General features: G+C 42.3%; 24 protein-coding genes, 1 other RNA gene and 1 riboswitch. Of the genes, 22 read left to right on the forward strand and 3 right to left on the reverse strand.

The annotated features are described in order from the left end of the window. The first annotated feature begins 1 nt into the window (after position 1). Together ssrS and NRI27_RS02985 are read left to right on the forward strand one after the other, a co-directional pair. Positions 2–184: non-coding RNA, 6S RNA (gene ssrS, locus NRI27_RS02980), on the forward strand. A 93-nt stretch (positions 185–277) separates the two neighbouring features. Further along, on the forward strand, positions 278–1,045 hold the full coding sequence (locus NRI27_RS02985) for a tRNA threonylcarbamoyladenosine dehydratase (RefSeq protein ID WP_371389479.1): 768 nt from the start codon (positions 278–280) through the stop codon (positions 1,043–1,045). Between the two features lie 110 nt (positions 1,046–1,155). Here NRI27_RS02985 and NRI27_RS02990 read toward each other — a convergent pair whose 3' ends face one another. After that, positions 1,156–1,920, reverse strand: a complete 765-nt coding sequence (locus tag NRI27_RS02990; RefSeq protein ID WP_371389480.1) for a 3-oxoacyl-ACP reductase — start codon at positions 1,918–1,920, stop codon at positions 1,156–1,158. A 73-nt stretch (positions 1,921–1,993) separates the two neighbouring features. Next, positions 1,994–2,092, reverse strand: a riboswitch (TPP riboswitch). A 175-nt stretch (positions 2,093–2,267) separates the two neighbouring features. On the opposite strand from NRI27_RS02990, the gene NRI27_RS02995 reads away from it, so the two are divergent. After that, on the forward strand, positions 2,268–3,173 hold the full coding sequence (locus tag NRI27_RS02995; protein WP_371389673.1) for a chemotaxis protein: 906 nt from the start codon (positions 2,268–2,270) through the stop codon (positions 3,171–3,173). Positions 3,174–3,217: 44 nt separating this feature from the next. Here the strand turns inward: NRI27_RS02995 and NRI27_RS03000 are convergent, their stop codons facing one another. Continuing rightward, on the reverse strand, positions 3,218–4,504 hold the full coding sequence (locus tag NRI27_RS03000; RefSeq protein WP_371389481.1) for a replication-associated recombination protein A: 1,287 nt from the start codon (positions 4,502–4,504) through the stop codon (positions 3,218–3,220). Positions 4,505–4,634: 130 nt separating this feature from the next. Here NRI27_RS03000 and cymR point away from each other — a divergent pair, with 130 nt between their 5' ends. From cymR to mtnN, 15 genes are all read left to right on the forward strand, one after another. Continuing rightward, positions 4,635–5,054: a cysteine metabolism transcriptional regulator CymR gene (cymR, locus tag NRI27_RS03005; protein ID WP_371389482.1), complete on the forward strand. Its 420-nt coding sequence runs from the start codon at positions 4,635–4,637 to the stop codon at positions 5,052–5,054. A 25-nt stretch (positions 5,055–5,079) separates the two neighbouring features. Then, complete coding sequence (locus NRI27_RS03010) at positions 5,080–6,222, forward strand: cysteine desulfurase family protein (RefSeq protein WP_371389483.1); 1,143 nt, start codon at positions 5,080–5,082, stop codon at positions 6,220–6,222. A gap of 21 nt (positions 6,223–6,243) precedes the next feature. Then, entirely contained in the window at positions 6,244–7,368 is a 1,125-nt protein-coding gene (mnmA, locus tag NRI27_RS03015) for a tRNA 2-thiouridine(34) synthase MnmA (protein ID WP_371389484.1), read from the forward strand. A 12-nt stretch (positions 7,369–7,380) separates the two neighbouring features. Further along, positions 7,381–8,043, forward strand: a complete 663-nt coding sequence (locus NRI27_RS03020) for a tetratricopeptide repeat protein (RefSeq protein WP_371389485.1) — start codon at positions 7,381–7,383, stop codon at positions 8,041–8,043. 27 nt (positions 8,044–8,070) lie between these two features. Continuing rightward, positions 8,071–10,527, forward strand: a complete 2,457-nt coding sequence (recD2, locus tag NRI27_RS03025) for an SF1B family DNA helicase RecD2 (RefSeq protein WP_371389486.1) — start codon at positions 8,071–8,073, stop codon at positions 10,525–10,527. A gap of 315 nt (positions 10,528–10,842) precedes the next feature. Then, entirely contained in the window at positions 10,843–13,476 is a 2,634-nt protein-coding gene (alaS, locus tag NRI27_RS03030; protein WP_371389487.1) for an alanine--tRNA ligase, read from the forward strand. An 81-nt stretch (positions 13,477–13,557) separates the two neighbouring features. Further along, a complete protein-coding gene (locus tag NRI27_RS03035; protein WP_317942329.1) occupies positions 13,558–13,830 on the forward strand; it encodes an IreB family regulatory phosphoprotein in 273 nt (90 codons plus the stop codon). After that, entirely contained in the window at positions 13,827–14,243 is a 417-nt protein-coding gene (gene ruvX / locus NRI27_RS03040) for a Holliday junction resolvase RuvX (protein ID WP_317942222.1), read from the forward strand. Before NRI27_RS03035 ends, ruvX begins: the two co-directional genes overlap by 4 nt. A gap of 13 nt (positions 14,244–14,256) precedes the next feature. Beyond that, a complete protein-coding gene (locus NRI27_RS03045) occupies positions 14,257–14,550 on the forward strand; it encodes a DUF1292 domain-containing protein (protein WP_317942221.1) in 294 nt (97 codons plus the stop codon). A gap of 114 nt (positions 14,551–14,664) precedes the next feature. Continuing rightward, positions 14,665–15,783 (forward strand): endolytic transglycosylase MltG, encoded by a 1,119-nt coding sequence (gene mltG / locus NRI27_RS03050; protein WP_371389488.1) that lies wholly within the window; start codon positions 14,665–14,667, stop codon positions 15,781–15,783. After that, positions 15,780–16,457 (forward strand): O-methyltransferase, encoded by a 678-nt coding sequence (locus tag NRI27_RS03055; RefSeq protein WP_371389489.1) that lies wholly within the window; start codon positions 15,780–15,782, stop codon positions 16,455–16,457. Before mltG ends, NRI27_RS03055 begins: the two co-directional genes overlap by 4 nt. Positions 16,458–16,488: 31 nt before the next feature. Continuing rightward, positions 16,489–17,127, forward strand: a complete 639-nt coding sequence (udk, locus tag NRI27_RS03060) for a uridine kinase (protein ID WP_317942218.1) — start codon at positions 16,489–16,491, stop codon at positions 17,125–17,127. Between the two features lie 101 nt (positions 17,128–17,228). Next, entirely contained in the window at positions 17,229–17,705 is a 477-nt protein-coding gene (greA, locus tag NRI27_RS03065) for a transcription elongation factor GreA (protein WP_317942217.1), read from the forward strand. A gap of 70 nt (positions 17,706–17,775) precedes the next feature. Continuing rightward, on the forward strand, positions 17,776–18,474 hold the full coding sequence (locus tag NRI27_RS03070; RefSeq protein ID WP_371389490.1) for a YrrS family protein: 699 nt from the start codon (positions 17,776–17,778) through the stop codon (positions 18,472–18,474). Between the two features lie 39 nt (positions 18,475–18,513). Next, entirely contained in the window at positions 18,514–19,206 is a 693-nt protein-coding gene (mtnN, locus tag NRI27_RS03075; RefSeq protein ID WP_317942215.1) for a 5'-methylthioadenosine/S-adenosylhomocysteine nucleosidase, read from the forward strand. 263 nt (positions 19,207–19,469) lie between these two features. Here the strand turns inward: mtnN and sigK are convergent, their stop codons facing one another. Further along, positions 19,470–20,171 carry an RNA polymerase sporulation sigma factor SigK gene (gene sigK / locus NRI27_RS03080; protein ID WP_317942214.1) on the reverse strand — a complete coding sequence of 234 codons (702 nt, stop codon included), beginning with the start codon at positions 20,169–20,171 and terminating at the stop codon, positions 19,470–19,472. A 167-nt stretch (positions 20,172–20,338) separates the two neighbouring features. Between sigK and NRI27_RS03085 the strand changes: the two genes are divergently transcribed. The 4 genes from NRI27_RS03085 to yhbY are packed head-to-tail and all read left to right on the forward strand — an operon-like array spanning position 20,339 to position 23,089. Further along, positions 20,339–20,854 (forward strand): YqeG family HAD IIIA-type phosphatase, encoded by a 516-nt coding sequence (locus tag NRI27_RS03085; protein ID WP_317942213.1) that lies wholly within the window; start codon positions 20,339–20,341, stop codon positions 20,852–20,854. Further along, a complete protein-coding gene (gene yqeH / locus NRI27_RS03090; protein WP_371389491.1) occupies positions 20,842–21,957 on the forward strand; it encodes a ribosome biogenesis GTPase YqeH in 1,116 nt (371 codons plus the stop codon). Before NRI27_RS03085 ends, yqeH begins: the two co-directional genes overlap by 13 nt. Positions 21,958–21,970: 13 nt before the next feature. Continuing rightward, the gene (gene aroE / locus NRI27_RS03095; RefSeq protein ID WP_371389492.1) at positions 21,971–22,801 is read left to right on the forward strand and encodes a shikimate dehydrogenase; all 831 of its coding nucleotides are present in this window, start codon (positions 21,971–21,973) and stop codon (positions 22,799–22,801) included. Beyond that, the gene (gene yhbY, locus NRI27_RS03100; protein WP_317942210.1) at positions 22,802–23,089 is read left to right on the forward strand and encodes a ribosome assembly RNA-binding protein YhbY; all 288 of its coding nucleotides are present in this window, start codon (positions 22,802–22,804) and stop codon (positions 23,087–23,089) included. It abuts the gene before it with no gap. The last annotated feature ends 11 nt before the right edge of the window (positions 23,090–23,100 follow it).

Below are 23,100 nucleotides of genomic sequence, written 5' to 3' on the forward strand. Positions count from 1 at the left end.
ACGAATCCTGAAGTGTACGTTTTATGTTCATCAATTTTTGACCCAACATTTTTGTCGTAGGGAGCTCTAATTTCACTCTAGATGACCTGCCCTTTAGGGGGACTTCAGAAAGAGTGGATTGGGCACCCACCTGCTGAGAGCGGGTTCAAAACGATAACGATAAGACGGCACATTTGGGATTCGTCTCAACCGATATTATACGGATTTACCCATATTCCCCTCTTGCGATCTTGCGGAGGGGTTTTTACTTGATTCATAGAAGAAAGGCGGAATTGTCATGCTCCATCAATTTTCCCGTAATGAGCTCGCGATAGGCAAAGAAGGACTTGAGCGTATGCGCAACAAGACGGTTGCCATTTTAGGTGTAGGTGGTGTCGGTTCGTTTGCTGCGGAAGCTTGTGCACGCAGTGGAGTCGGCCGAATCATTCTCGTAGATAAGGATACTGTCGACATTACAAACGTAAATCGTCAATTGATTGCGACGTTGTCGACGGTTGGTCGTTCAAAAGTGGAAGTGATGCAAGAACGGATAGCGGATATTAATAAAGACTGTGAAGTAGTTGGTCTTCATATGTTTTATACGGAGGAAACGTACGAAACCTTTTTCAGTTATGAACCTGACTATGTCATTGACGCTTCCGATACAATTAGTTACAAAATTCACCTTATTAAAGAATGCTTACAACGTGGAATACAAATTATTTCCAGCATGGGCGCAGCAAATAAATTAGATCCTACTCGTTTTCAAATTGCAGACATTTCTAAAACGCACACCGACCCAATTGCCAAAGTCATTCGCCTCCGATTACGAAAAGAGGGCATTCGAAAAGGCGTCCCGGTTGTTTTTTCTGATGAAAGTCCGATTGTTGTACGTGAAGATGTTGTTGAAACGGTAGGGAATCCGGATGCCGCTATACGGAAAGCAAAAATGCCGCCCTCGTCGAATGCTTTCGTACCATCAGTAGCGGGATTGGTTTGTGCAAGCTGGGTGCTTAACGATATTGTTAAGGACTTGCCGATTGAAAGAGTGAACGACAGTAAGTAAATTTCACAAATTTTAGAGAAGAAAAAATAAAACTGCACGAAACGAAGTTACACAAACTTGGTTTCATGCAGTTTTTTTATGCTTTTGAAATCCTGTAGTCACATGTGTAATTAGTTCATGACTAGTCCGCCGTCCACAATTAAGTTTTGGCCTGTCACTGCGCGGCTCCATGGGGATGCGAAAAATAAGATTGCGTCCGCCACGTCTTCAGGTGTCGTCACTTGTTGTAGAGGGGTGCTCGCTTTAATGATGTCAAAGACAGCATCAGGTGTTGCTGCACTTGCGTCCGTCTTATGTAACAACCCACCAGACACCATATTAGCAGTGATACCGTATGCCCCTAGTTCTTTTGCAATGTTCCTCGTTAAACCGAGTAACGCTGCCTTACTCGTATTGTATTCATGGTATGGGACGACAGGGTTTTGAAATAAATTTGTGCCGATTGTAATAATGCGACCGAACTGCAGGGATTCCATATCTTTTCTCGCTGCTTGTAACGTATTAAGAGTCGCTTTGACACTTCCTTCAAATTGACATTGAAAATCTTTCCATCCAATTGTTTCGAGATCTTTCCTTGCATCTCCATTGAACGAAAAATTGACAAGGGCATTATTAACGATCGTTGTGATAGGTTTCCCGAAAAATCTTTTACCTTCCTCGAACATTCTTTTGACATCTTCTTCACTTCGGATATCTGCTTGAATTGCGACCGCTTTTTCTTTGCCAATTGAGCGAACGAGCTCTTCTGCTTGTTCGGCGCTTTTATAATAGTTTACGATCACTTTTGCACCTTCGCGGGCAAATGCTTGGACCACAGCTTTTCCTAATCCTCGACTACCTCCCGTAATGACTACCACTTGTTCTGCAATGTTCATTCTCCATCTCTCCTTCAAATGTTTGAATTGCACAAAAAAAAGACCACTGGAAAAAGCGGTCATGTGCATAGATAAGATGAACTCGCCACTTCCCTCCGTCGGTATTAACCGAATCAGGTTCAAAGGGTCAGAGTTTCCTCTTCTCAGCCAATAGGCTCCCCCAGTGATCATATGTATTTGTGTCTACCTCTTACTATACCATAGTTTGTTAGAAATAAGTCACTTGTTGAAAGGGGAGGGAACTGCTACAATATGAATATGGGTCATAATACATAGAATTGTTCTTGTGATATGTAAGGAAGAAAGTTATAAATCCACTGCAAGTTACGATGAGAGGACTGGAAATGATGCAAAGACAAGACGGCATATTATTGGAAAGTGGTACGAACGAAATTGAAATCGTTGAATTTGAAATTGGTAATAATCGATATGGCATTAATGTGATTAAAGTAAAAGAAATCATTTTACCTACTCCAATCACAATCATTCCACATGCACATCCTTCAATTGAAGGGATAATCCAATTGCGTGGGGACGTATTGCCGGTCATTGATATGGAAACCGTTATGGGCTTACCGAAGACAATTGGAAAAAATGAAGGTAAATACATCGTCGCTGCGTTTAATCAACAACAAGTAGTTTTCCATGTGCAAGATGTATCACAAATTCACCGGGTATCATGGGATCAAATTGAAAAACCCGCAGACCTCTATTCAGGTGATACGACACAAGTGATCGGTGTAATTAAACGATCGGAAGATATGCTGTTGCTACTAGACTTCGAAAAAATTGTCCTGGACATAAATCCTGAGAGTGGAATCCGTGTCGAAGAAGTGAAGAAACTTGGTGTACGCGAGCGGTCTGACAAACGTATACTTGTTGCGGAAGACTCTCCTTTGCTACGTAAATTGTTAAATGATACGCTTACCGAAGCAGGTTATGCAAACATCGAGTTCTTCGAGAACGGAAAAGATGCATTGGCCTACTTGGAAAATGCGATTGCTTCAGGTAAGAAGGCGCAAGAAGTTGTCCAACTCATTATTACAGATATTGAAATGCCACAAATGGATGGTCATCATTTCACAAAACGTATCCGTGAAAACGAACAGAGTGCTATGTTGCCAGTCATTATTTTCTCATCATTGATTACGGATGAATTAAAACATAAAGGTGAAAACGTTGGTGCGAATGATCAAGTAAGTAAACCGGAAATTGCTGAACTTGTTTTGAAAATGGATCAATATATTTTATAAAAAAAGAACACATCCTGTACACAAAATAGACAGGATGTGTTTTTTTATTTTCTTTGTCTGAATTCCTTTAACCGTTCATAAATCCCTGCGAGTTTCTTCTCCTCACCCGCGATAACAGGTTCGTAAAATTCTACGTCTTTCAATTTGTCTGGGAGGTATTGTTGATTTACCCAGCCGCCGAAAGATCCAATTGGGGTATCATGAGGATATTGATACCCACCGTGGCCGAGTTCAGCAGCTCCAGCGTAATGCGTATCACGCAAGTGGAGGGGGATGTCACCTGTTTTCCCTTCGTTGATGGCGCGGATTGCTGCATCCATTGCTTTATATGCTGAATTGGACTTTGATGCGAGACACATTTCGATGACCGCGTTCGCAAGTGGGATACGCGCTTCGGGCATGCCTAATCGAATAGCGGCATCCGTCGCTGCAAGTACGTGTGGACCAACTTCGGGTGCTGCTAAACCGATATCTTCGTACGCCATGACGAGAAGCCGTCTTGAAACAGCAATCAAGTCGCCGGTTTCAAGCAGATTAGCCAAGTAGAAGATCGCTGCATTCACATCACTTCCACGCACAGACTTTTGCAATGCAGAGAGCAAGTTGTAATGATGAGATCCTTTTTTATCGCCAACGAGTCCAATTCTGCCAATTAAGTTTTCGATGAGCCAATCTTCAATAACAATTATTCCCTCTTCCTCATCACTCGCTGATACGATTGACTCGAGTAATGTAAGAGCTTTTCGAGCATCTCCGTTCACACCGCCTGCTATCTTTTCGACTTGCTCGTCCGTAATGGCAATAGGCGTTTTCCCAAGACCTCGCTCAACATCATGGATGGCACGTTTCAACAACTTGACAACATCTTCGGTTTCCAATCGTTTGAGCTGTAAAATCTCCCCGCACCGTGAACGAATGGCAGGATTCACGTCGTGGAAAGGATTTTCGGTTGTTGCACCGATTAGCACGATTGATCCCTTTTCGACATGTGGTAACAACGTGTCTTGTTGCAATTTATTAAAACGGTGGATTTCATCCAAAAACAAAATGACTTTTCCTGTTATCCGAGCTTCTGCAACAACTTCCTCGACATCTTTTTTACCGGAAACTGTTGCATTCAGTGCGATGAACGGTAAGTCGCTAGTGCCGGCAATTGCATACGCTAAAGAGGTTTTGCCGATACCCGGTTCGCCGTACAGTAGCATGGAAGGGACATGCCCTTTACGAACTAACCGGTAAAGGGCTGTATCTTTTCCGATAATATGTTGTTGACCGGCAATCTCGTCAATTGTTCGTGGTCGCATTCTAAAAGCTAATGGTTCGTTGTGCAAACTATTCACTCCCCGTACGTACATCCGTTCCACCATTATACACAAAGAAAACCGAGAAGTCATTTGCAGGAAGCCAACCTTCAATTATGCTATAATGTTTTGTACTTATTGAAAAGGACGTTGGTTATACATGAGAATTTCAACGAGAGGCCGCTATGGCCTTACAATGATTGTTGCACTTGGAAAGAAATATGGTGAAGGTCCAATGCCTTTACGGAAAATTGCCGAAGAGCATGATTTGTCTGATGCGTATCTTGAGCAACTCATTCCGGTATTGCGAAACAGTGGTCTCGTAACAAGTGTTCGTGGTGCTTATGGCGGCTATAAACTTTCCAAACCGCCAACAGACATTACAGCAGGGGACATCATTCGGTTATTAGAAGGTCCTATCCAAGTTGTTGAAGGGATTGAAGAAGGAAATATCCCTCAACAATCATTATGGAATCGGATTGGGGATGCAATTCGAGAAGTTCTTGACACGACAACGATCCAAGATCTCGTCGATGCAGAAGAATCTACTACAAATGACGGATATATGTATTACATTTAAACGGTTTCAATAAAGGAGTTTACTCATGCAAACAATCTATATGGATCATGCTGCAACTACACCTGTACATCCGGAAGTACGGTCAACATACATTGAAGCGATGGATAAAGTATTCGGCAACCCTTCGAGTATTCATCAATACGGACGTTTAGCTAGAAAATGGATCGATGACGCTCGTAAGGAAATTGCTCTGAGCTTACAAGCGGAGCCAAATGAAATTATTTTCACTTCAGGTGGTACGGAAGCTGATAACATTGCAATTTTTGGAACTGCGAGTGCAATGAAGGAGAAAGGTAATCACATTATTACAACAACCATCGAGCACCATGCCGTCTTACACGCCTGCCAGGAACTGGAGAAAACAGGTTTTCAAGTGACGTATTTACCTGTGAATGAAGACGGTGTAATTGCTGTAGAGCAAGTAAAAGATGCATTAACGGAGAATACGATTCTCGTTACGATTATGTACGGGAACAATGAAGTTGGTTCCATCCAACCGATTCAAGAAATTGGAGAACTGCTCAAAGGACATCAAGCAATTTTCCACACCGACGCTGTTCAAGCCTACGGTATTGCGCCCTTAGATGTACAAGAATTACAAGTAGACTTGCTCAGTGCATCCGCTCATAAGTTGAATGGGCCGAAAGGAATTGGCTTTCTTTATCAACGAAAGGGCATCTCTACCCACCCCTTATTATTTGGCGGAGAGCAGGAACGGAAGAGACGAGCGGGGACTGAAAATGTGCCCGCCATTGCCGCATTTGCTAAAGCGGTTCGTATTGCTCAGGTTGATATGGAGAACAACCAAAAAACGTATGAACGCTACAAACAGCTCATACAAGCTGTTTTTACCGAAGAGGGAATCCAATTTGAATTGAATGCCCAACGAGCGCACCGATTACCACACATCTTCAATATCAGTTTTCCAGGTACAGATATCGAGTCGTTACTCGTCAACATGGACATGGCAGGAATTGCTGTATCAAGTGGTTCTGCTTGCACTGCAGGATCACTTGAACCGTCTCATGTTCTGTCAGCGATGTACGGGAACAAGTCTTCAAAGCTAAGAAATTCGGTACGATTCAGTTTTGGCTTAGGATTGGATGAAGATATGGTGCGGCGTGCAGCTACTACAACAGCAACGATTGTTAAACGTCTAGTGAAATGAACGGATAAAGGATGAATATAAATGAGAACAACAACTAAATCGAAAGCAGAAACCCGCGTAGTTGTCGGGATGTCCGGAGGTGTCGATTCTTCTGTTGCTGCATTACTTTTAAAAGAGCAAGGCTATGATGTCATCGGTATTTTCATGAAAAACTGGGATGACACAGATGAATTCGGCGTATGTACGGCGACCGAAGATTACGAAGATGTCATTAAAGTTTGTAACGATATTGGTATCCCTTATTATGCAGTCAATTTTGAACAACAATATTGGGACAAAGTGTTTACCTATTTCCTTGAAGAATATAAAGCAGGACGGACACCAAACCCTGATGTGATGTGCAATAAAGAAATTAAATTTAAAGCTTTCCTCGATCATGCGATGAGTTTAGGTGCTGATTTCTTGGCAACAGGCCATTATGCGCAAGTTGTTGAAACAGATAACGGTGTTGCAATGTTGCGAGGGAAAGATGAAAACAAAGATCAAACGTACTTCTTGAACCAGTTAAATCAAGAGCAATTACAAAAAGTGATGTTCCCAATTGGCTCCCTTGACAAATCAGAAGTACGATTGATTGCTGAAAAGGCCGGACTAGCAACTGCGAAGAAAAAAGATTCAACAGGCATCTGTTTCATCGGGGAGCGTAATTTCAAAGTATTTCTTTCCCAATACTTGCCCGCTCAACCTGGTGATATGAAAACAATGGATGGAGAAGTTGTCGGCAAACACGATGGACTGATGTATTATACAATTGGTCAACGGCACGGTCTCGGAATCGGTGGAGCAGGGGATCCTTGGTTTGTTCTTGGAAAAGATTTAGCGGACAACGCTTTGCTCGTCGGACAAGGATTCCATAATGATGCACTCTACTCGGATAGCTTAACAGCCATTCAAATAAGCTTTGCAACCGCAAGAAACTTACCGGACACTTTTTCATGTACTGCGAAATTTCGTTACAGACAACCGGATACCGACGTCACTGTCCATTTAGGTGAAAACAATACTGCGACAGTCACTTTTGCACAACCGGTTAGAGCGATTACTCCAGGTCAAGCAGTCGTCTTTTATGATGGGGAAGAATGCCTAGGTGGAGGGACGATTGACACAGTCATTAAAAACGGTGTCCAACTAGATTATGTAGGATGAGAGGAATCACAAATGGAATTTAATGAATTAGGTATTAAAGCACTTCAAGACGGAGAATACGAAAAGGCGATTGAGGCGTTCATGAAAGCGGCAGAAGCAGAACCAGATAATCCAGTCGGATACATTAACCTTGGAAATGTATTTGCTTCTGCAGGTGATATTGAAAGAGCAGAACGCTTTTTCCAAAAAGCAATTACGCTTGATGAACATGCAGGATCTGCGTTGTATGGACTTGGAAATCTTTATTTTACAAATGAGCGCTTTGAAGAGGCGGCTAAGTTATATGAAAAAGCAATCCGTGCGGGATTAGATGAAGCGGATGCCTACTTTATGCTCGGGAAATGTTTACGAAATACCGACAACAGTAAACTCGCACTCCCTTATTTCCAACGAGCAGCTGAGCTGGCGCCTTCAGATTTGGAGATCAGATTGTCATTCGGCATTTTACTCGCAGAAATGGAATTGTTTAAGCAAGCTCAAGAAGAGTTTACATTCATACTGGATAATGATGCAGATAATGCAGATGCTCATTACAATCTAGGTGTATTGTATGCGGTATCTACAGATCGCAAAGACGATGCACTCCATCATTTGGAACAGGCTTTTACCATTGAACCTGAACATACTCAAGCTCGCTATATTTTTGACATGATCAAAATAGGGGAACAATCGTAACAAGTAGATGGCTAGGTGGTGATGACCATGACGGTAGGAAATGGACAAGGGAATATTGAGCAACTATTCATCGTCGGAAGACCGGTCGTCACGATTTTTCACAATCCTGACAGCCTTTTTTCTATTGTGAAAATGAAAATCACAAAGACGAACAGCGGTTATGAAGATAAGGAAATTGTCATCAAAGGCAGTTTTCCTCCATTGTCAAACGAAGATGATTACCGGTTTACAGGGCGACTCGTCAATCACGCCACTTATGGCAAACAGTTTGATGTATTCACGTTTACAAAAGAAATGCCTGAAACGGAAACTGGAATTGTCCATTATCTTTCGGGCGACTTGTTTCCGGGTATCGGGAGGAAGACTGCTGATACGATTGTAAAGCAATTAGGAAAAGATGCGATTAAACGCATCCTTGAAAATCCCGATGTTCTCGATCAAATCCCTAAATTAGCGGCTGATAAAAAAGAGACGCTCGTCACGGTGTTACAAGAAAATCTCGGTTTGGAACGGAGCATGGTCCAACTGAACGAATGGGGATTTGGTCCACAACTTTCCATGCGAATCTACCAAACATATCGTGAAGAAGTATTAGAACTTCTGAGAGAGAATCCTTATCGACTCATTGAGGATATTGAAGGAATCGGTTTTCAACGTGCAGATGAATTAGGAAGGCAATTGGGCATCACCGGCAATCATCCTTCACGCGTCAAAGCGGCTATATTACATACAATGAATCTAGCCGTTCAATCAGTAGGTCATGTTTACTTGGAAGCAGAGAATGTCTTGCCAGAAGTGAAACGGCTGTTGGAAAGTAGTCAACGTGCAGAAGTTCCTTTTGACAACATTTCTCAAGCAGTAATCGAACTGGTTGAGGAAGGAAAGTTGTGCGGAGAAGGAAGACGACTCTATATCCCTACTCTTTATTATTCAGAAATTGGTATTGTCTCCAAGCTGGATCGGATTATGGAAAATGACCATTCGGATAAATTCCCGGTGTCTGAAATCCGTAAAGCAATTGGGGAGGCGGAGGAACGGCTTGAAGTCAGCTACGCGCCTACACAAGTTGATGCGATTGAGAAGGCGCTCCATTCTCCTGCGATGATCCTGACAGGCGGACCAGGTACGGGCAAAACGACAGTTATTAGAGGTTTGGTTGAAGTTTATGCCGAATTGCATGGACTGTCACTCGATCCAAAAGTGTACGCGCAAAAAGAAGAGACATTTCCAATTGTTCTGGCAGCACCGACTGGTCGTGCGGCGAAAAGGATGTCAGAGTCAACAGGCCTTCCAGCCATGACTATCCATCGCCTTCTAGGATTCACTGGGCAAGAGAAAGAAGATGCCATTGGAAAAGAAGTCGAGGGAAGACTCATCATTATTGATGAGATGTCGATGGTTGACACTTGGCTTGCGCATCAGTTGTTAAAGGCGTTGCCGACTGAAATCCAAATTCTCTTTGTGGGGGATCAAGATCAGTTGCCTCCTGTAGGTCCTGGCCAAGTGCTAAGAGACATGCTCGATTCGAAAAAGATTCCCGTCGTGGAGTTGAAGGAAATTTATCGTCAAAGTGAAGGGTCAACGATTATCGAGCTCGCACATATGATTAAAAATGGATCATTGACAACTGATATAGTGAAAAAGACAGGTGATCGTTCATTTATACGCGCAACGGGCGATCAGATTCTCGAAGCTGTTGAACAAATAGTCAAAAATGCGGTCTCCAAAGGGCATCCAATTAAAAATATTCAAGTATTGGCCCCGATGTATAAAGGACCAGCAGGCATTGATGGCTTAAATAAAATGATCCAGAAGATGGTGAACCCCCCCGGTCCGGACCGTAAGGAAGTCACTTTCGGCGACGTCGTGTACCGAATCGGTGATAAGGTACTGCAACTTGTCAACCAACCCGAAAGTAATGTTTTCAATGGAGATATGGGAGAAGTCATATCAATAATTAAGGCGAACGAAACCGTAGACAAAAAAGAAATGCTCATCGTCTCTTATGACGGAATCGAAGTTGAATACGAGCGAAATGACCTGAATCAAATTACTTTGGCGTATTGTTGTTCCATCCATAAATCGCAAGGCAGTGAGTTTCCAATAGTCGTCATGCCTGTCGTACGTGGTTATCGTAAGATGTTGCGAAGAAATCTCTTATATACAGGGATTACAAGAGCAAAAGATTTCCTCATCCTGTGTGGTGAACCTGAAGAGTTTTCAATTGGTATACAGCGTACGGATGAACTGGAAAGGCAGACAACGTTGAAAGAACGTCTTCGAAAAGAAGTGGCTGCCCAGTCGCAAGAAGTTGAACCACCGATGCAGTCAGCAGATGAAGTGAAGAAGCAATCGGACAATCCTTCTTTGGCCGATGAAGAAACAGAAGACTTTAGACTGACCAAAGAAACGATCTTTGGAATTGATCCGATGATTGGTATGCAAGGAGCCAGTCCATATGATTTTATGGAAGTGATGGATTGACAACCCGTTAGGTTTTTCCTATAATCACAAGTAACATACGAATTCGTTGACGGAGACAGTACGCAATGAACCATGTAATAGAAAGGAATCCCACAGGCTGAAAGGATTCTCATGGTAATTGTCGGAAAGCTACTCCTGAGTGCAACTAATCCTTGCCGTTAGCCGCGTTATGGCTTCTTGAGATACCGGTCTAACCGGTAAATTAGGGTGGTACCACGAAAAGTCTTCGTCCCTTGTACAGGGGCGGGGATTTTTTTATTGCCAAACGGCATGACGCTCTACCGAATTCGTGCATATAGAACAGGAGGCTTACACATGAAACAATTGACTGCAGCAGAAATTCGTAAAATGTTCCTTGATTACTTTAAAGAATTTGGTCACGATGTAGAACCATCAGCTCCACTTGTGCCGATTGATGACCCTTCACTCCTTTGGATTAACAGCGGTGTGGCAACGCTTAAAAAGTATTTTGATGGACGTGTTGTGCCGACGAACCCTCGAATTGTCAATGCACAAAAATCCATCCGAACGAATGATATTGAAAATGTAGGGAAAACTGCTCGTCACCATACGTTTTTCGAGATGTTAGGGAACTTTTCGATTGGTGATTATTTCAAGAAAGAAGCGATACATCGTGCATGGGATTTTCTCACGAACGAAAAATGGATCGGCTTTAATCCTGAACTGTTATCGGTAACAGTCCATCCGGAAGACGAAGAAGCCTACGCTATTTGGCGAGATGAAATCGGTATTCCTGAACAACGAATCATACGATTGGAAGGGAATTTCTGGGATATTGGGGAAGGCCCAAGTGGTCCAAACTCAGAAATATTCTACGACCGTGGTCCGGCATATGGAGATGATTTTTCAGATCCTGAATTATATCCAGGCGGGGAGAACGAACGGTATTTGGAAATCTGGAACTTAGTCTTCTCTGAATTTAACCATAACCCAGATCATACGTACACGCCGCTCCCTAAGAAGAACATTGATACAGGAATGGGATTGGAGCGAATGGCTTCTGTTATTCAAAACGTGCCAACCAATTTCGACACAGATCTGTTCATGCCGATTATCCATGCAGTGGAAAAGGTATCAGGTGAAACTTATGGACAAGATGCAAACAAAGACACTGCTTTTAAAGTCATCGCAGACCATATCCGTACAGTAGCATTTGCAATTGGAGATGGAGCGCTACCATCCAACGAAGGGCGTGGATATGTCCTTCGACGACTATTACGTCGAGCGGTGCGTTTTGCAAAACAGATTGGTATTCACAAGCCTTTCATGTTTGAGTTAGTACCAGTTGTCGGTGCGATCATGGAAGATTTCTATCCACAAGTGACCGAGAAAGAAGCGTTCATCATGAAAGTCATTAAGAATGAGGAAGAACGCTTCCATGAGACGCTAAACGAAGGATTAACGATTTTAAACGGCATTATTGACAAAGCAAAGTCATCAGGTCAAGCAATCGTTTCAGGCGCAGATGCGTTTAGACTGTATGATACGTACGGTTTTCCGTTTGAACTGACAGAAGAGTTTGCTGAAGAAGCAGGCGTGACGGTCGATCGAGCAGGTTTTGATGAAGAAATGGACAGTCAACGAAAGCGTGCGAGAGCGGCTCGGGTTGACGTCGATTCGATGCATGTCCAATCAGAAGTACTAGGCAATATTCATGCTGCTAGTGAGTTTGTTGGGTATGATCAATTGACGACTGAAGCACAAATCATCGCATTGTTGCATAATGGTGAAATGGTTGCACATGCTTCTGAAGGTGATGAAATCCAATTCATGCTGGATCGTACCCCGTTTTATGCTGAAAGTGGTGGACAGATTGCAGATACCGGTACGATTTCTGGAGAAGCGTTCATCGTCGATGTGAAAGATGTTAAAAAAGCACCAAACGGTCAGCATTTGCATAATGCCATTGTTCGTTCAGGAGAAGTGAGCGTGGATGCAAACGTCTTGGCTGAAGTGGATGCTGTTTCACGTCAACAAATTATTAAAAATCACACAGCAACACATTTGCTCCATAAAGCATTGAAAATCGTACTTGGGGACCATGTCAACCAAGCAGGTTCATACGTAGGTCCAGATCGACTCCGTTTTGACTTTTCTCACTTCGGACAAGTGACGAAGGAAGAGTTGGAAAGAATTGAAGCAATTGTTAACGAAAAGATATGGGATGATATACCTGTTGGGATTGCTCAAAAGCCAATTGAAGAGGCAAAGCAAATGGGTGCAATGGCATTGTTCGGTGAAAAGTATGGCGATGTCGTCCGTGTGGTCACTGTGGGAGACTTCTCTTTGGAGCTTTGTGGAGGTTGTCACGTACCTGCAACTTCTTCCATTGGACTTTTCAAGATTGAATCAGAAAGTGGAATTGGCGCTGGGACGAGAAGAATTGAAGCGTTGACAGGTAAAAATGCCTACAAATCCTTTAAAGAAGAGGAAGCGTACCTAGGAGAAGCGGCAGCTCTGTTAAAATCAAACCCGAAAGAAATCGTCAACAAACTTTCTTCCACATTGGCAGAGATGAAAGAGATCCAACGTGAAAATGAATCCCTTTCTGCTAAATTAGGAAATAGCCAGTTGACGGACATTCTTTCTTCTGCGCAACAAGTGGACGATGTAACGGTCATCTCTGCGAAAGTGGACGTCAAAGATAATCAAGCGTTGCGCCAAATGATTGATGAGCTGAAACAGAAAGTTGCAAAAGGAATTATTGTACTCGGTGCCGCTGCAAACGACAAAGTTTTGTTAGCAGCAGGTGTAACAGAAGACTTGAAAAATGGGAACTTCCATGCTGGAAAAATCGTCAATCATGTAGCAACGATTTGTGATGGAAAGGGCGGCGGTCGTCCCGATATGGCAATGGCTGGAGCAAAAGATGCTTCCAAACTTGATGAAGCACTTCAATCCGTGTATGATTATGTCAAATCCGTTTAAGCGGAAATGGATGTCGGGTATAGAGAAATTGGGAAAGGTATCCGATTTGTAAACGGACGATTGGAAAGCGGGGTGTCGACTATGAATTCATACGACAAGACGATGAAATTCAACTTTCCTGAAGAATCGATGGAACAAGAAGTGAAACAGGTCATGCTTCATGTGCATACTGCGCTGGAAGACAAAGGTTATAATCCCATTAACCAAATCGTCGGTTATCTTCTTTCCGGCGACCCGGCTTACATTCCTCGTCACTACGAAGCTCGGAATCTAATCAGGAAGCTGGAAAGAGACGAAATTCTTGAGGAATTGGTCAAGTTTTACATTCGTGAAAACAGAGGTAAATCGAATTGAGAACAATGGGATTGGATGTAGGTTCAAAAACGGTCGGCATTGCAATTAGCGATGCGCTCGGGTGGACAGCCCAAGGTATCGAAACGATAAAAATCGATGAGAGTGCCGGCCAATTTGGCATCGAAAGAATTCAACAACTCGTTAAAGAACACGTTGTTACATGTTTCGTAGTAGGTTTTCCGAAAAACATGAACAATACCGTTGGACCTAGAGGAGAAGCATCTGAAAAATTTGCGGAGCTGTTAAAAGAGACGTTTAATTTGCCTGTCATTCTTTGGGACGAGCGTCTGACGACGATGGCAGCAGAACGGATGTTAATTGAAGCGGATGTCAGCAGGAAAAAACGCAAGTCAGTCATCGATAAGATGGCGGCTGTCATGATACTACAAGGGTATCTTGACTCAAAAAATTGATGAGGTGAATGAAATGGAACATGGACAAGAAACAATGACAGTAGTAGATGAGCACGGCGAAGAGCACGTTTGTGAAGTGATTTTCACATTTGAATCGGAAGATTTCGGGAAGTCATATGTTCTCTATCATATTTTAGGTGAAGATGAGAACGACGATGAAGAAGTTGAAATCCATGCATCTGCATTTATTCCTTCTGAAGACAATGAAGACGGTGAATTGTTACCGATTGAAACGGATGAAGAATGGGATATGATCGAAGAAATGTTGAATACCTTCCTAGCTGAGGAAGATGAAGACGAAGAGTAATTGATAATGTGCACGTACGGAATGGTGCAAGCCATTCCGTTTTTTTTCGGTGCAAAAAAGTAAACGATTTCTTTCTACTAGACAGCAAGATTGTTTGAAATGAGGTGAAGCAAAGTGGATAAAGGGACGAAAAAAGATCAGATGTTTGAAAAGATGTTGGAGCAAAAAAAAGAAGTGAAAATCGTTAGACGGATTGTATTTGTTGTAGCAATCGTACTACTGATTGTCGGGCTTCTAAGTGGCCGCGCCATGTATAAATACATAACAGAAGCCTTGCAACCAGTAGATCCCAATTCTGAAGAAGTCATTGAAGTTGAAATACCGATAGGATCAGGTCTCACTTCAATTGCACAAACTCTTGAAAAAAAGGGGATTATTAAAGATGCAAAGATTTTCAAGTACTATGCAAAATTTAATAACGAATCCCAATTCCAAGCCGGATCTTATGGCTTAACAAAAGCAATGACGTTAGATGAGTTAATTGAAAGTTTGAAAACGGGTAAAGTGTACCGGACGCCGGTATTTACAATGACTGTGCCTGAGGGATTAACACTGGATCAGATCGCAAAGGTTGTCGAAAAACGTACTGGTGTTAAAGAACAAGCTTTTCTTGATTACGTCAATGATAAAAATATTATCGCAGACTTGATGAATAAGTATCCAAATATCTTATCCGATGAAATTTTAGCGGAAAACGTGAAATATCCATTGGAGGGCTATTTGTATCCAGCGACTTATCCATTCTACGAAGAGAAACCATCTGTTGAGACAGTTGTCACAACGATGCTCGATGCAACTTCAGCCAACCTGACCCCGTATTTTGCTTATTTGCAAGAGAATGAGAAAACCGTTCATTGGTTGCTGACATTTGCCAGTTTGCTTGAGCGGGAAGCGACTGCGAAAACGGATCGTGAAACAATTGCAAGTGTGTTTTACAATCGGATGAAAAAAAATATGCCACTTCAGACAGATCCGACTGTTCTTTATGCTTTAGGAGAGCATAAAGATCGTGTTCTTTTTGAGGATTTGAAAATACAAGATCCTTATAATACGTATGTAAATACTGGGCTTCCTCCTGGTCCAATTGCCAATGCAGGGAAATCATCTATTGAGGCAGTTGTGGATCCGTCCATCACTGACTATTTCTATTTTCTTGCAGACAATGAAGGGAATAACTACTTTTCCAAAACGTACGAAGAACACTTGAAGAAAAGAGCGGAATTCATAGATTGATTAGACACAGAATGATTGGAAGTGGCGATGCATTGACTGACTATGAAAGTTACTTGGCAAGCTTTACAGGAACGGTAGAACCACTCATTACAGAGATGGAGGACTACGCACAGAAATATCACATTCCAATCATGGATTCTAATGGAATAAATACATTTCTTGGGTTGCTACGTATTCAACAGCCGAAGCAAATACTTGAAATTGGAAGCGCAATAGGATATTCTGCTATCCGTATGGTTTCTGCTTTGCATGGTGCATCCGTTGTAACAATCGAACGCGACCAGGAAAGGTACGAGAAGGCATTAGATTTTATTGCGAGAAGTGAATTCGGCAATCGCATACGGATTATTAAAGGCGACGCGTTGGAATTGGAAACGCAAGGAATTTTTGATGAATCATTTGATACGTTATTTATTGATGCAGCGAAGGGGCAGTATAAACGTTTCTTTGAAAAGTATTCTGAGTTTGTGCGGCCGGGTGGAATTATTTATTGTGATAATATGTTCATGCACGGTGCCGTTCTATTACCCGATGAGGATGTACCAAAGCGTAATCGAACGATGATCCGAAATTTGAAAGAATTTACAGCATGGGTTATGAAACACCCTGCCTACGAAACATCATTGTTACCTGTCGGTGATGGAATACTTATTGCAGTAAAAAAGAGCAACTGAGGCGTGCCTCTATGTGCTAGGGGGATAGTGAATGAATTCAAGTAAACCGCTTGTCATTGGAATTGCCGGTGGTTCCGGATCTGGTAAAACGAGCGTCACGAATCGAATTTATAATGTGTTCAAAGAGCATTCGGTCGTAGTCATCGAACAAGATTATTATTATAAGGATCAATCGCATTTAGAATTCGAAGAGCGATTGCTGACGAATTATGATCATCCGCTCGCGTTTGACACTGATTTATTAATTGAACATGTAGAGATGTTATTGCAGCGACAACCCATTCAAAAGCCGGTGTACGATTATGCGCTGCATACGAGAGCAGAAGACATCATACCAATTGAACCGAAGGACGTCATTATTCTGGAAGGGATCCTTGTCCTTGAGGATGAACGACTTCGTGAGTTGATGGACATTAAGCTTTTCGTCGATACGGATGCAGATTTACGCATTATTAGACGCCTTATGAGGGATATTCAAGACCGTGGAAGAACAATCGATTCAGTCATCGAGCAATATTTATCAGTCGTCCGTCCGATGCATAATCAATTCATCGAACCGACGAAAAGATATGCGGACATCATCATCCCTGAAGGCGGCCAAAATGAAGTAGCAATCGATTTAATGGTCACGAAAATAAAAACAATTCTTGAATATGGAACGAAATTGTAATATGATGTAGTCAGAATTCAATATAAATAATCCTATGTCGCATACCTCTTGAAGGAGCGGCATAGTGTTTTTATGAACAGGAATATGAGGAGTGTTGTATGATGGTATCAGAAAAAAAATATCCAATGACAGTTTCAGGGAAAAAGAAATTAGAAGAAGAACTTGAGTTTCTAAAAACGGTTAAACGAAAAGAAGTAGTAGAACGTATCAAAATCGCACGTAGTTACGGTGACCTTTCTGAGAACTCAGAGTATGATTCTGCGAAAGAAGATCAGGCGTTTGTTGAAGGGAAAATTTCTTCTTTGGAATCGATGATCCGTAATGCTGTTATCATTACAGAAGATGAATTGAACAACGATGAAGTGCAACTAGGGAAAACGGTTACATTTAAGGAACTCCCAGATGGGGATGAAGAGACGTATACAATCGTCGGATCAGCTGAAGCAAACCCAATTGAAGGCTTAATTTCTAACGATTCACCAATCGCAAAAGGGTTACTAGGCCGAAGCAAAGGTGACGAAGTGAAAATCATCACACCAGGCGGAGAAATGTCGGTTGTAATTGTCGAAATCAAGTAATTGAAAGTGGCCGCCGTCTATATGGTGGCCATTCTTCATTAGATGCAAGGATGATCAGGGGGAATAGAAAATGAATGAACATGAAGATTTTTCTCGGATTAACCGAAAAAAACGTCACAACAAAAGTAATCGTTTCCTCAACATAATGATTGGCATCGTGGTCGTACTCATACTCATCGTTGGAGCTACTCTTATAACAGGTGGTAAAGATAAAGGGAAAAAAGACGATCAGGCATCTGAAGAAGTACCAATTGACAAGCAAAAGAATGATTCAAGTACGGACGAGGGTGCTGAAGCAGACGATGAGACATCCAGACAGGACGAGGACGATGAAACAGATGGAACGTCAGAGGACTCGGCACTAGAGGATGAAGAGGACGCAACCGGAAGTAAAGAAGAAGAGCAGGATACGGAAGCTGGTTCTGTAACGATCGTACCTAACGACGATGCAATTATTGAAGAAACGGTTGTCAATACTGCATGGGAACCAATTGGGACCGAGCAATCTGGTGCGCATACTTCCAAATACGATGGTAATTCAGTTGACTGGAATGAGAAAAAGAAGGCCATTGCGTATGCGACTGGCATTCCGGAAAATGAGTTAATTTATTGGAAAATCAAAAACGGTGGAAGCCCTCAAAAATCGATTGGAATTGTTTCAACAAAAGACAAGCAACAAAAGTACCGTGTCTATTTGGAATGGATCGATGGAGCAGGGTGGAAGCCTGTAAAGATGGACAAACTAACAACTTTAGATTTTGACTATTAATTAAGTGGAAATTGTCCGCTGACACGGAGGGTAAACAACATGAAAATCGCAATAATTGGTGCAATGGAACAAGAAGTGGAATTGTTAAGAGGGAAAATTGATGCGGCTACAACAACTACGATTGCTGGCTGTGAATTCATTGAAGGAAGTGTCGGCAGTCACGAGGTAATTCTTGTGAAAAGCGGCATTGGGAAAGTGAATGCAGCGGTTGCAACGACATTACTTATTCAGAACTACGCTCCTGAGGCTATCTTGAACACAGGTTCAGCAGGAGGATTTAAAGAGGATCTGGAAGTCGGAGCAGTTGTGATTTCCGATGAAGTGCGGCACCATGATGTGGATGTCACAGCTTTTGGTTATGAAATTGGACAAGTGCCAGGTATGCCAAATGCATTCCGTTCGGATGACAAGTTGATTGCACTTGCAAAGGAAGCGGTTGAAGAGATTGGTGAACATCGACACGCTACAGGTCTTATTGCATCTGGAGATGTGTTTATGAGCGACCCCTCTCGCGTACAACTTGTGAAAAAACAATTCCCGACGATGATTGCTGCTGAAATGGAAGCTGCTGCAGTGGCTCAAGTTTGTCACCAATTCGGAACACCGTTTGTTGTCATCCGTGCACTGTCTGATATTGCTGGGCAAGAAGCGTCCATCAGTTTCGATGAATTCCTTCCGTTGGCTGCTAAGCATTCTTCGGAAATTGTCATGCATGTCCTATCGAAATTGTAAGGGCTTTATGATATGATACAAACAGGTATTATTTCGTTTAAAGGAGGGGATCATCGATGTTTTATCTAATGGCAGGTGTATTTTTTGCATCGACTGTGATTGCGGTAGTCATCATGCGCGAGGTTAGTGCAGACTGATTTCTTTTACAAACAGAGGTAGTTTATAAACGTAACAAGAGGCGTTTCCTTTCACAGGGCCGTACCCTGTGGTTGGAAACGCCTTTTCAATGACTTATTGTGAGCAACGGATGACTGAAGAAACGTTCACTCATTGTATTCGTGCTTAAACAGTTGATATAATCGAACGATCGCCCGCTTTTCAATGCGTGAAACATAACTTCTGGAAATGTTCAGTTGCTCTGCAATCTCTTTTTGGGTCATTGGTTTGTCATCTAACAAACCGTATCGCCGTTGGATAATTTCTAACTCTCGACTATCCAATTTGCCAAGATGTCGATATAGCCTCTCTTTTTGTTCCTTTTGTTGCACCGTTTCAATTGGCGCTTCTTCGTCAGTTTGCAGTAAGTCTGCGATTTGTAAAGATTGGCCATCCTTATCAGTACCAATCGGGTCAAATAGCGAGACATCTTTTTGCACTTTCTTTTGTGTGCGCAAGTACATAAGTATTTCGTTTTCGATGCAACGGGCTGCATATGTTGCCAGTTTGGTCTTTCGGTCCAATGTAAAACTGTTGACCGCTTTCATAAGCCCGATTGTACCGATCGAAATGTAATCATCAAGTTGTTCGTGTTTTGGATGGAATTTTTTTACGACGTGAGCAACGAGGCGCATGTTTCTTTCAATGAGCTCATCTCGTGCACTTTCATCACCTTCTGCCAATCGTTTCAAACAATCCGCTTCTTCTGCTTGTGACAGTGGTCTACGGAATGCCTGCCCCCGAATGTATCCTACCATTGCTGGGATTTCGACCCACAGTTGGACGAGTGCCATGACAAACCCGCTCATCAGTCCACCTCCTGTGTCGTTCTATGACAGCATATGCGTAGATGGCTTGTTTTAATTCGATGTTGAAGAAACGTTATGTATGAAGGGTTCGAATAACTGCAACACCTACTTTAGGCGTATGTTATGCTATAATTAATTTGAAAAAGTGAACTAACGGAGTGGATATTTTGTATAAAAACTTTTTACCGGATGAATATGTAAAAAGCATCTTTCAAATTTCACCGGATACATTACTGGAAAAAGGTATTAAAGGAATCATCACTGACTTGGATAATACGCTTGTTGAATGGGACCGTGCTGAAGCTACACCTGAAATTATTGAATGGGTCCGAATGATGGAGCAGGCTGGTTTAAAGGTGACAATTCTCTCGAATAATAATGAATTGCGCGTGAAGGCGTTTTGTGATCCTTTAGGAACACCATTCATCTTTGACGCACGTAAACCTTTACGTAGATCGTTTAAAAAAGCGCTTGCGCTCATGGGACTGAAAAGGGAAGAAGTCGTGATGGTCGGTGATCAGCTCATGACGGACGTGTTAGGTGGCAACCGTTTCGGTGTGCATACGATACTTGTTGTGCCTGTAGCTAGTTCCGATGGATTTTTCACGAAATTCAATCGCAAAATTGAAAGAAGAATCATGGCCAAGCTGAAACGTTCGGGACTGATTGAATGGGAGGAATAACATTGGAACCAATTACATGTATTGGGTGTGGAATTGAAATACAAACAGACGACCCCCAAAAAGAAGGGTATGCACCTGCCGCTTCTTTGGAGAAAGAGGAAGTCATCTGTCGTAGATGCTTTCGATTAAGAAATTACAATGAGTTACAACCTGTTTCATTATCAGGTGATGATTTTTTAGCGATTCTGAATGGAATTGGTGAAAAACAAGGCTTAGTTATTAAAGTCGTCGATATTTTTGATTTTAATGGAAGTTGGATTAATGGGTTGCAACGTTTTGTTGGCCAAAAAGATATTTTACTCATCGGTAACAAATCAGATGTACTGCCAAAGTCTGTCAATCGCAATCGTCTCATTAATTGGATGAAGGCGGAAGCTGCAAAGCTTGGATTAAAGCCGGTTGATGTTTTGCTTATTTCTGCCCATAAAGGACATGGAATGGAAGAGGCGATGGCTGCAATCGACCATTACCGTAAAGGCAAAGATGTATATGTCGTCGGTTGTACAAATGTTGGAAAATCGACGTTCATTAACCGCATCATTAAAAATGCTACCGGCATGGGAGAAGTCATTACGACTTCGCACTTCCCGGGTACAACGCTTGACCTTGTTGAAATCCCGATGGATGACGGGAAAGCAATCTATGATACGCCAGGTATTATCAATGAGCATCAAATCGCACATCATCTAGACGCTAAAGATTTAAAGGCGATTACACCGAAAAAAGAACTGAAGCCGAAAGTGTTTCAGTTAAACGCACAACAAACGTTATTTATTGGTGGGTTAGCAAGATTTGATTTTATGGCAGGTGATCGTTCGTCGTTCACCATTCATGTTTCAAATGAATTAACGATCCATCGGACGAAACTGGAAAATGCCGATGCGTTGTATGCTTCGCATCGTGGTGGAATGCTTGCACCGCCAACCGGTGAATCAGTTGAAAAATTGCCTCCACTCGTCAGGCATGAATTTTCCATTAAGAATTCCAAAATGGACGTTGTAATATCCGGATTAGGCTGGATCACCATCCAACATCCGGGTGTTGTCGTGGCAGTACATGCCCCACGTGGCGTGAATGTTGTTCTACGACCTTCACTCATTTAAGGAGGGGCACAACATGAAAAAATGGTACGCAGTCATTGGTGACCCAATTGCGCAATCCATGTCACCAGCCATGCATGATGCGTGGTTCAAGGAGAATGGAATTGATGCGTCCTATATTCCGGTTCGGGTAAAGTCGGAGGATTTGGAGAAAACTGTAGCAAGTTTAAAACAACTTGGCTGTAGTGGCTGGAATGTTACTGTGCCTCATAAGACAGCAATCATTCCGTTCTTAGATGAAGTGGATGAAGCGGCAAAACAAATGAATGCTGTGAATACGGTTTGCGTGATGGAAGATGGGACTTTGTACGGGACAAATACAGATGGTCGTGGTTTTTACAGATCGCTTGAAGAGGTTTATCCAGAAGAAGTGATCGATCGATCGATCTTAATGATTGGGGCAGGTGGAGCGGCCAGTGGTATCGCCTTCGCTTTACATGAAGCGGGATGCAGATCATTGACATTTACAAATCGTACTGTGGAAAAGGCACAACAGTTGCAAGGCAAGTACCCCGATGCTACTGTACTTTCAATTGAAGAAGCGGAAGCGATGGTCAATCAATATTCATTACTCGTGCAAACTACATCTGTTGGGATGAATTATGCACAGTCCGGTATGCCATTAAATCCTACTGGTATTCATAAAGATACGATTGTAGCAGATATTATTTACAATCCATTAGAAACTGAATTCCTTCATCAAGCACGTATAAGTGGCGGGCGTACGGTGAATGGCATTGGCATGTTTGTTCACCAAGGTGCATTGGCATTCGAATTATGGACGGGTATTTACCCGGACACAACAACAATGATTCAAACAATCTCAGAAAAACTTGGAGGAAATTAAATGTTAACAGGCAAGCAAAAAAGTTACCTTAGAAGTGAAGCACATCACCTTCAACCGATCTTTCAAATTGGGAAAGGTGGTCTAACTGAACCAATCATTAAGCAGATTGAGGAAGCATTAGAAGCACGTGAATTGATTAAAGTGAGCATTTTGCAAAATTGCGAAGAAGATAAAAGTGAAATTGCTGAAAGACTTGAAGAAGCAGGTATTGATGTTGCACAAGTGATTGGAAAAATTCTTGTGCTCTATAAAGAATCAAAAGAAAAAAAACGGATTGTTTTGCCATAAGAGGGACTGTC

Origin of the sequence: Sporosarcina sp. OR05 (assembly GCF_041414805.1) — a bacterium.
In the GTDB taxonomy this organism is placed as follows: Bacteria; Bacillota; Bacilli; order Bacillales_A; family Planococcaceae; genus Sporosarcina; species Sporosarcina saromensis.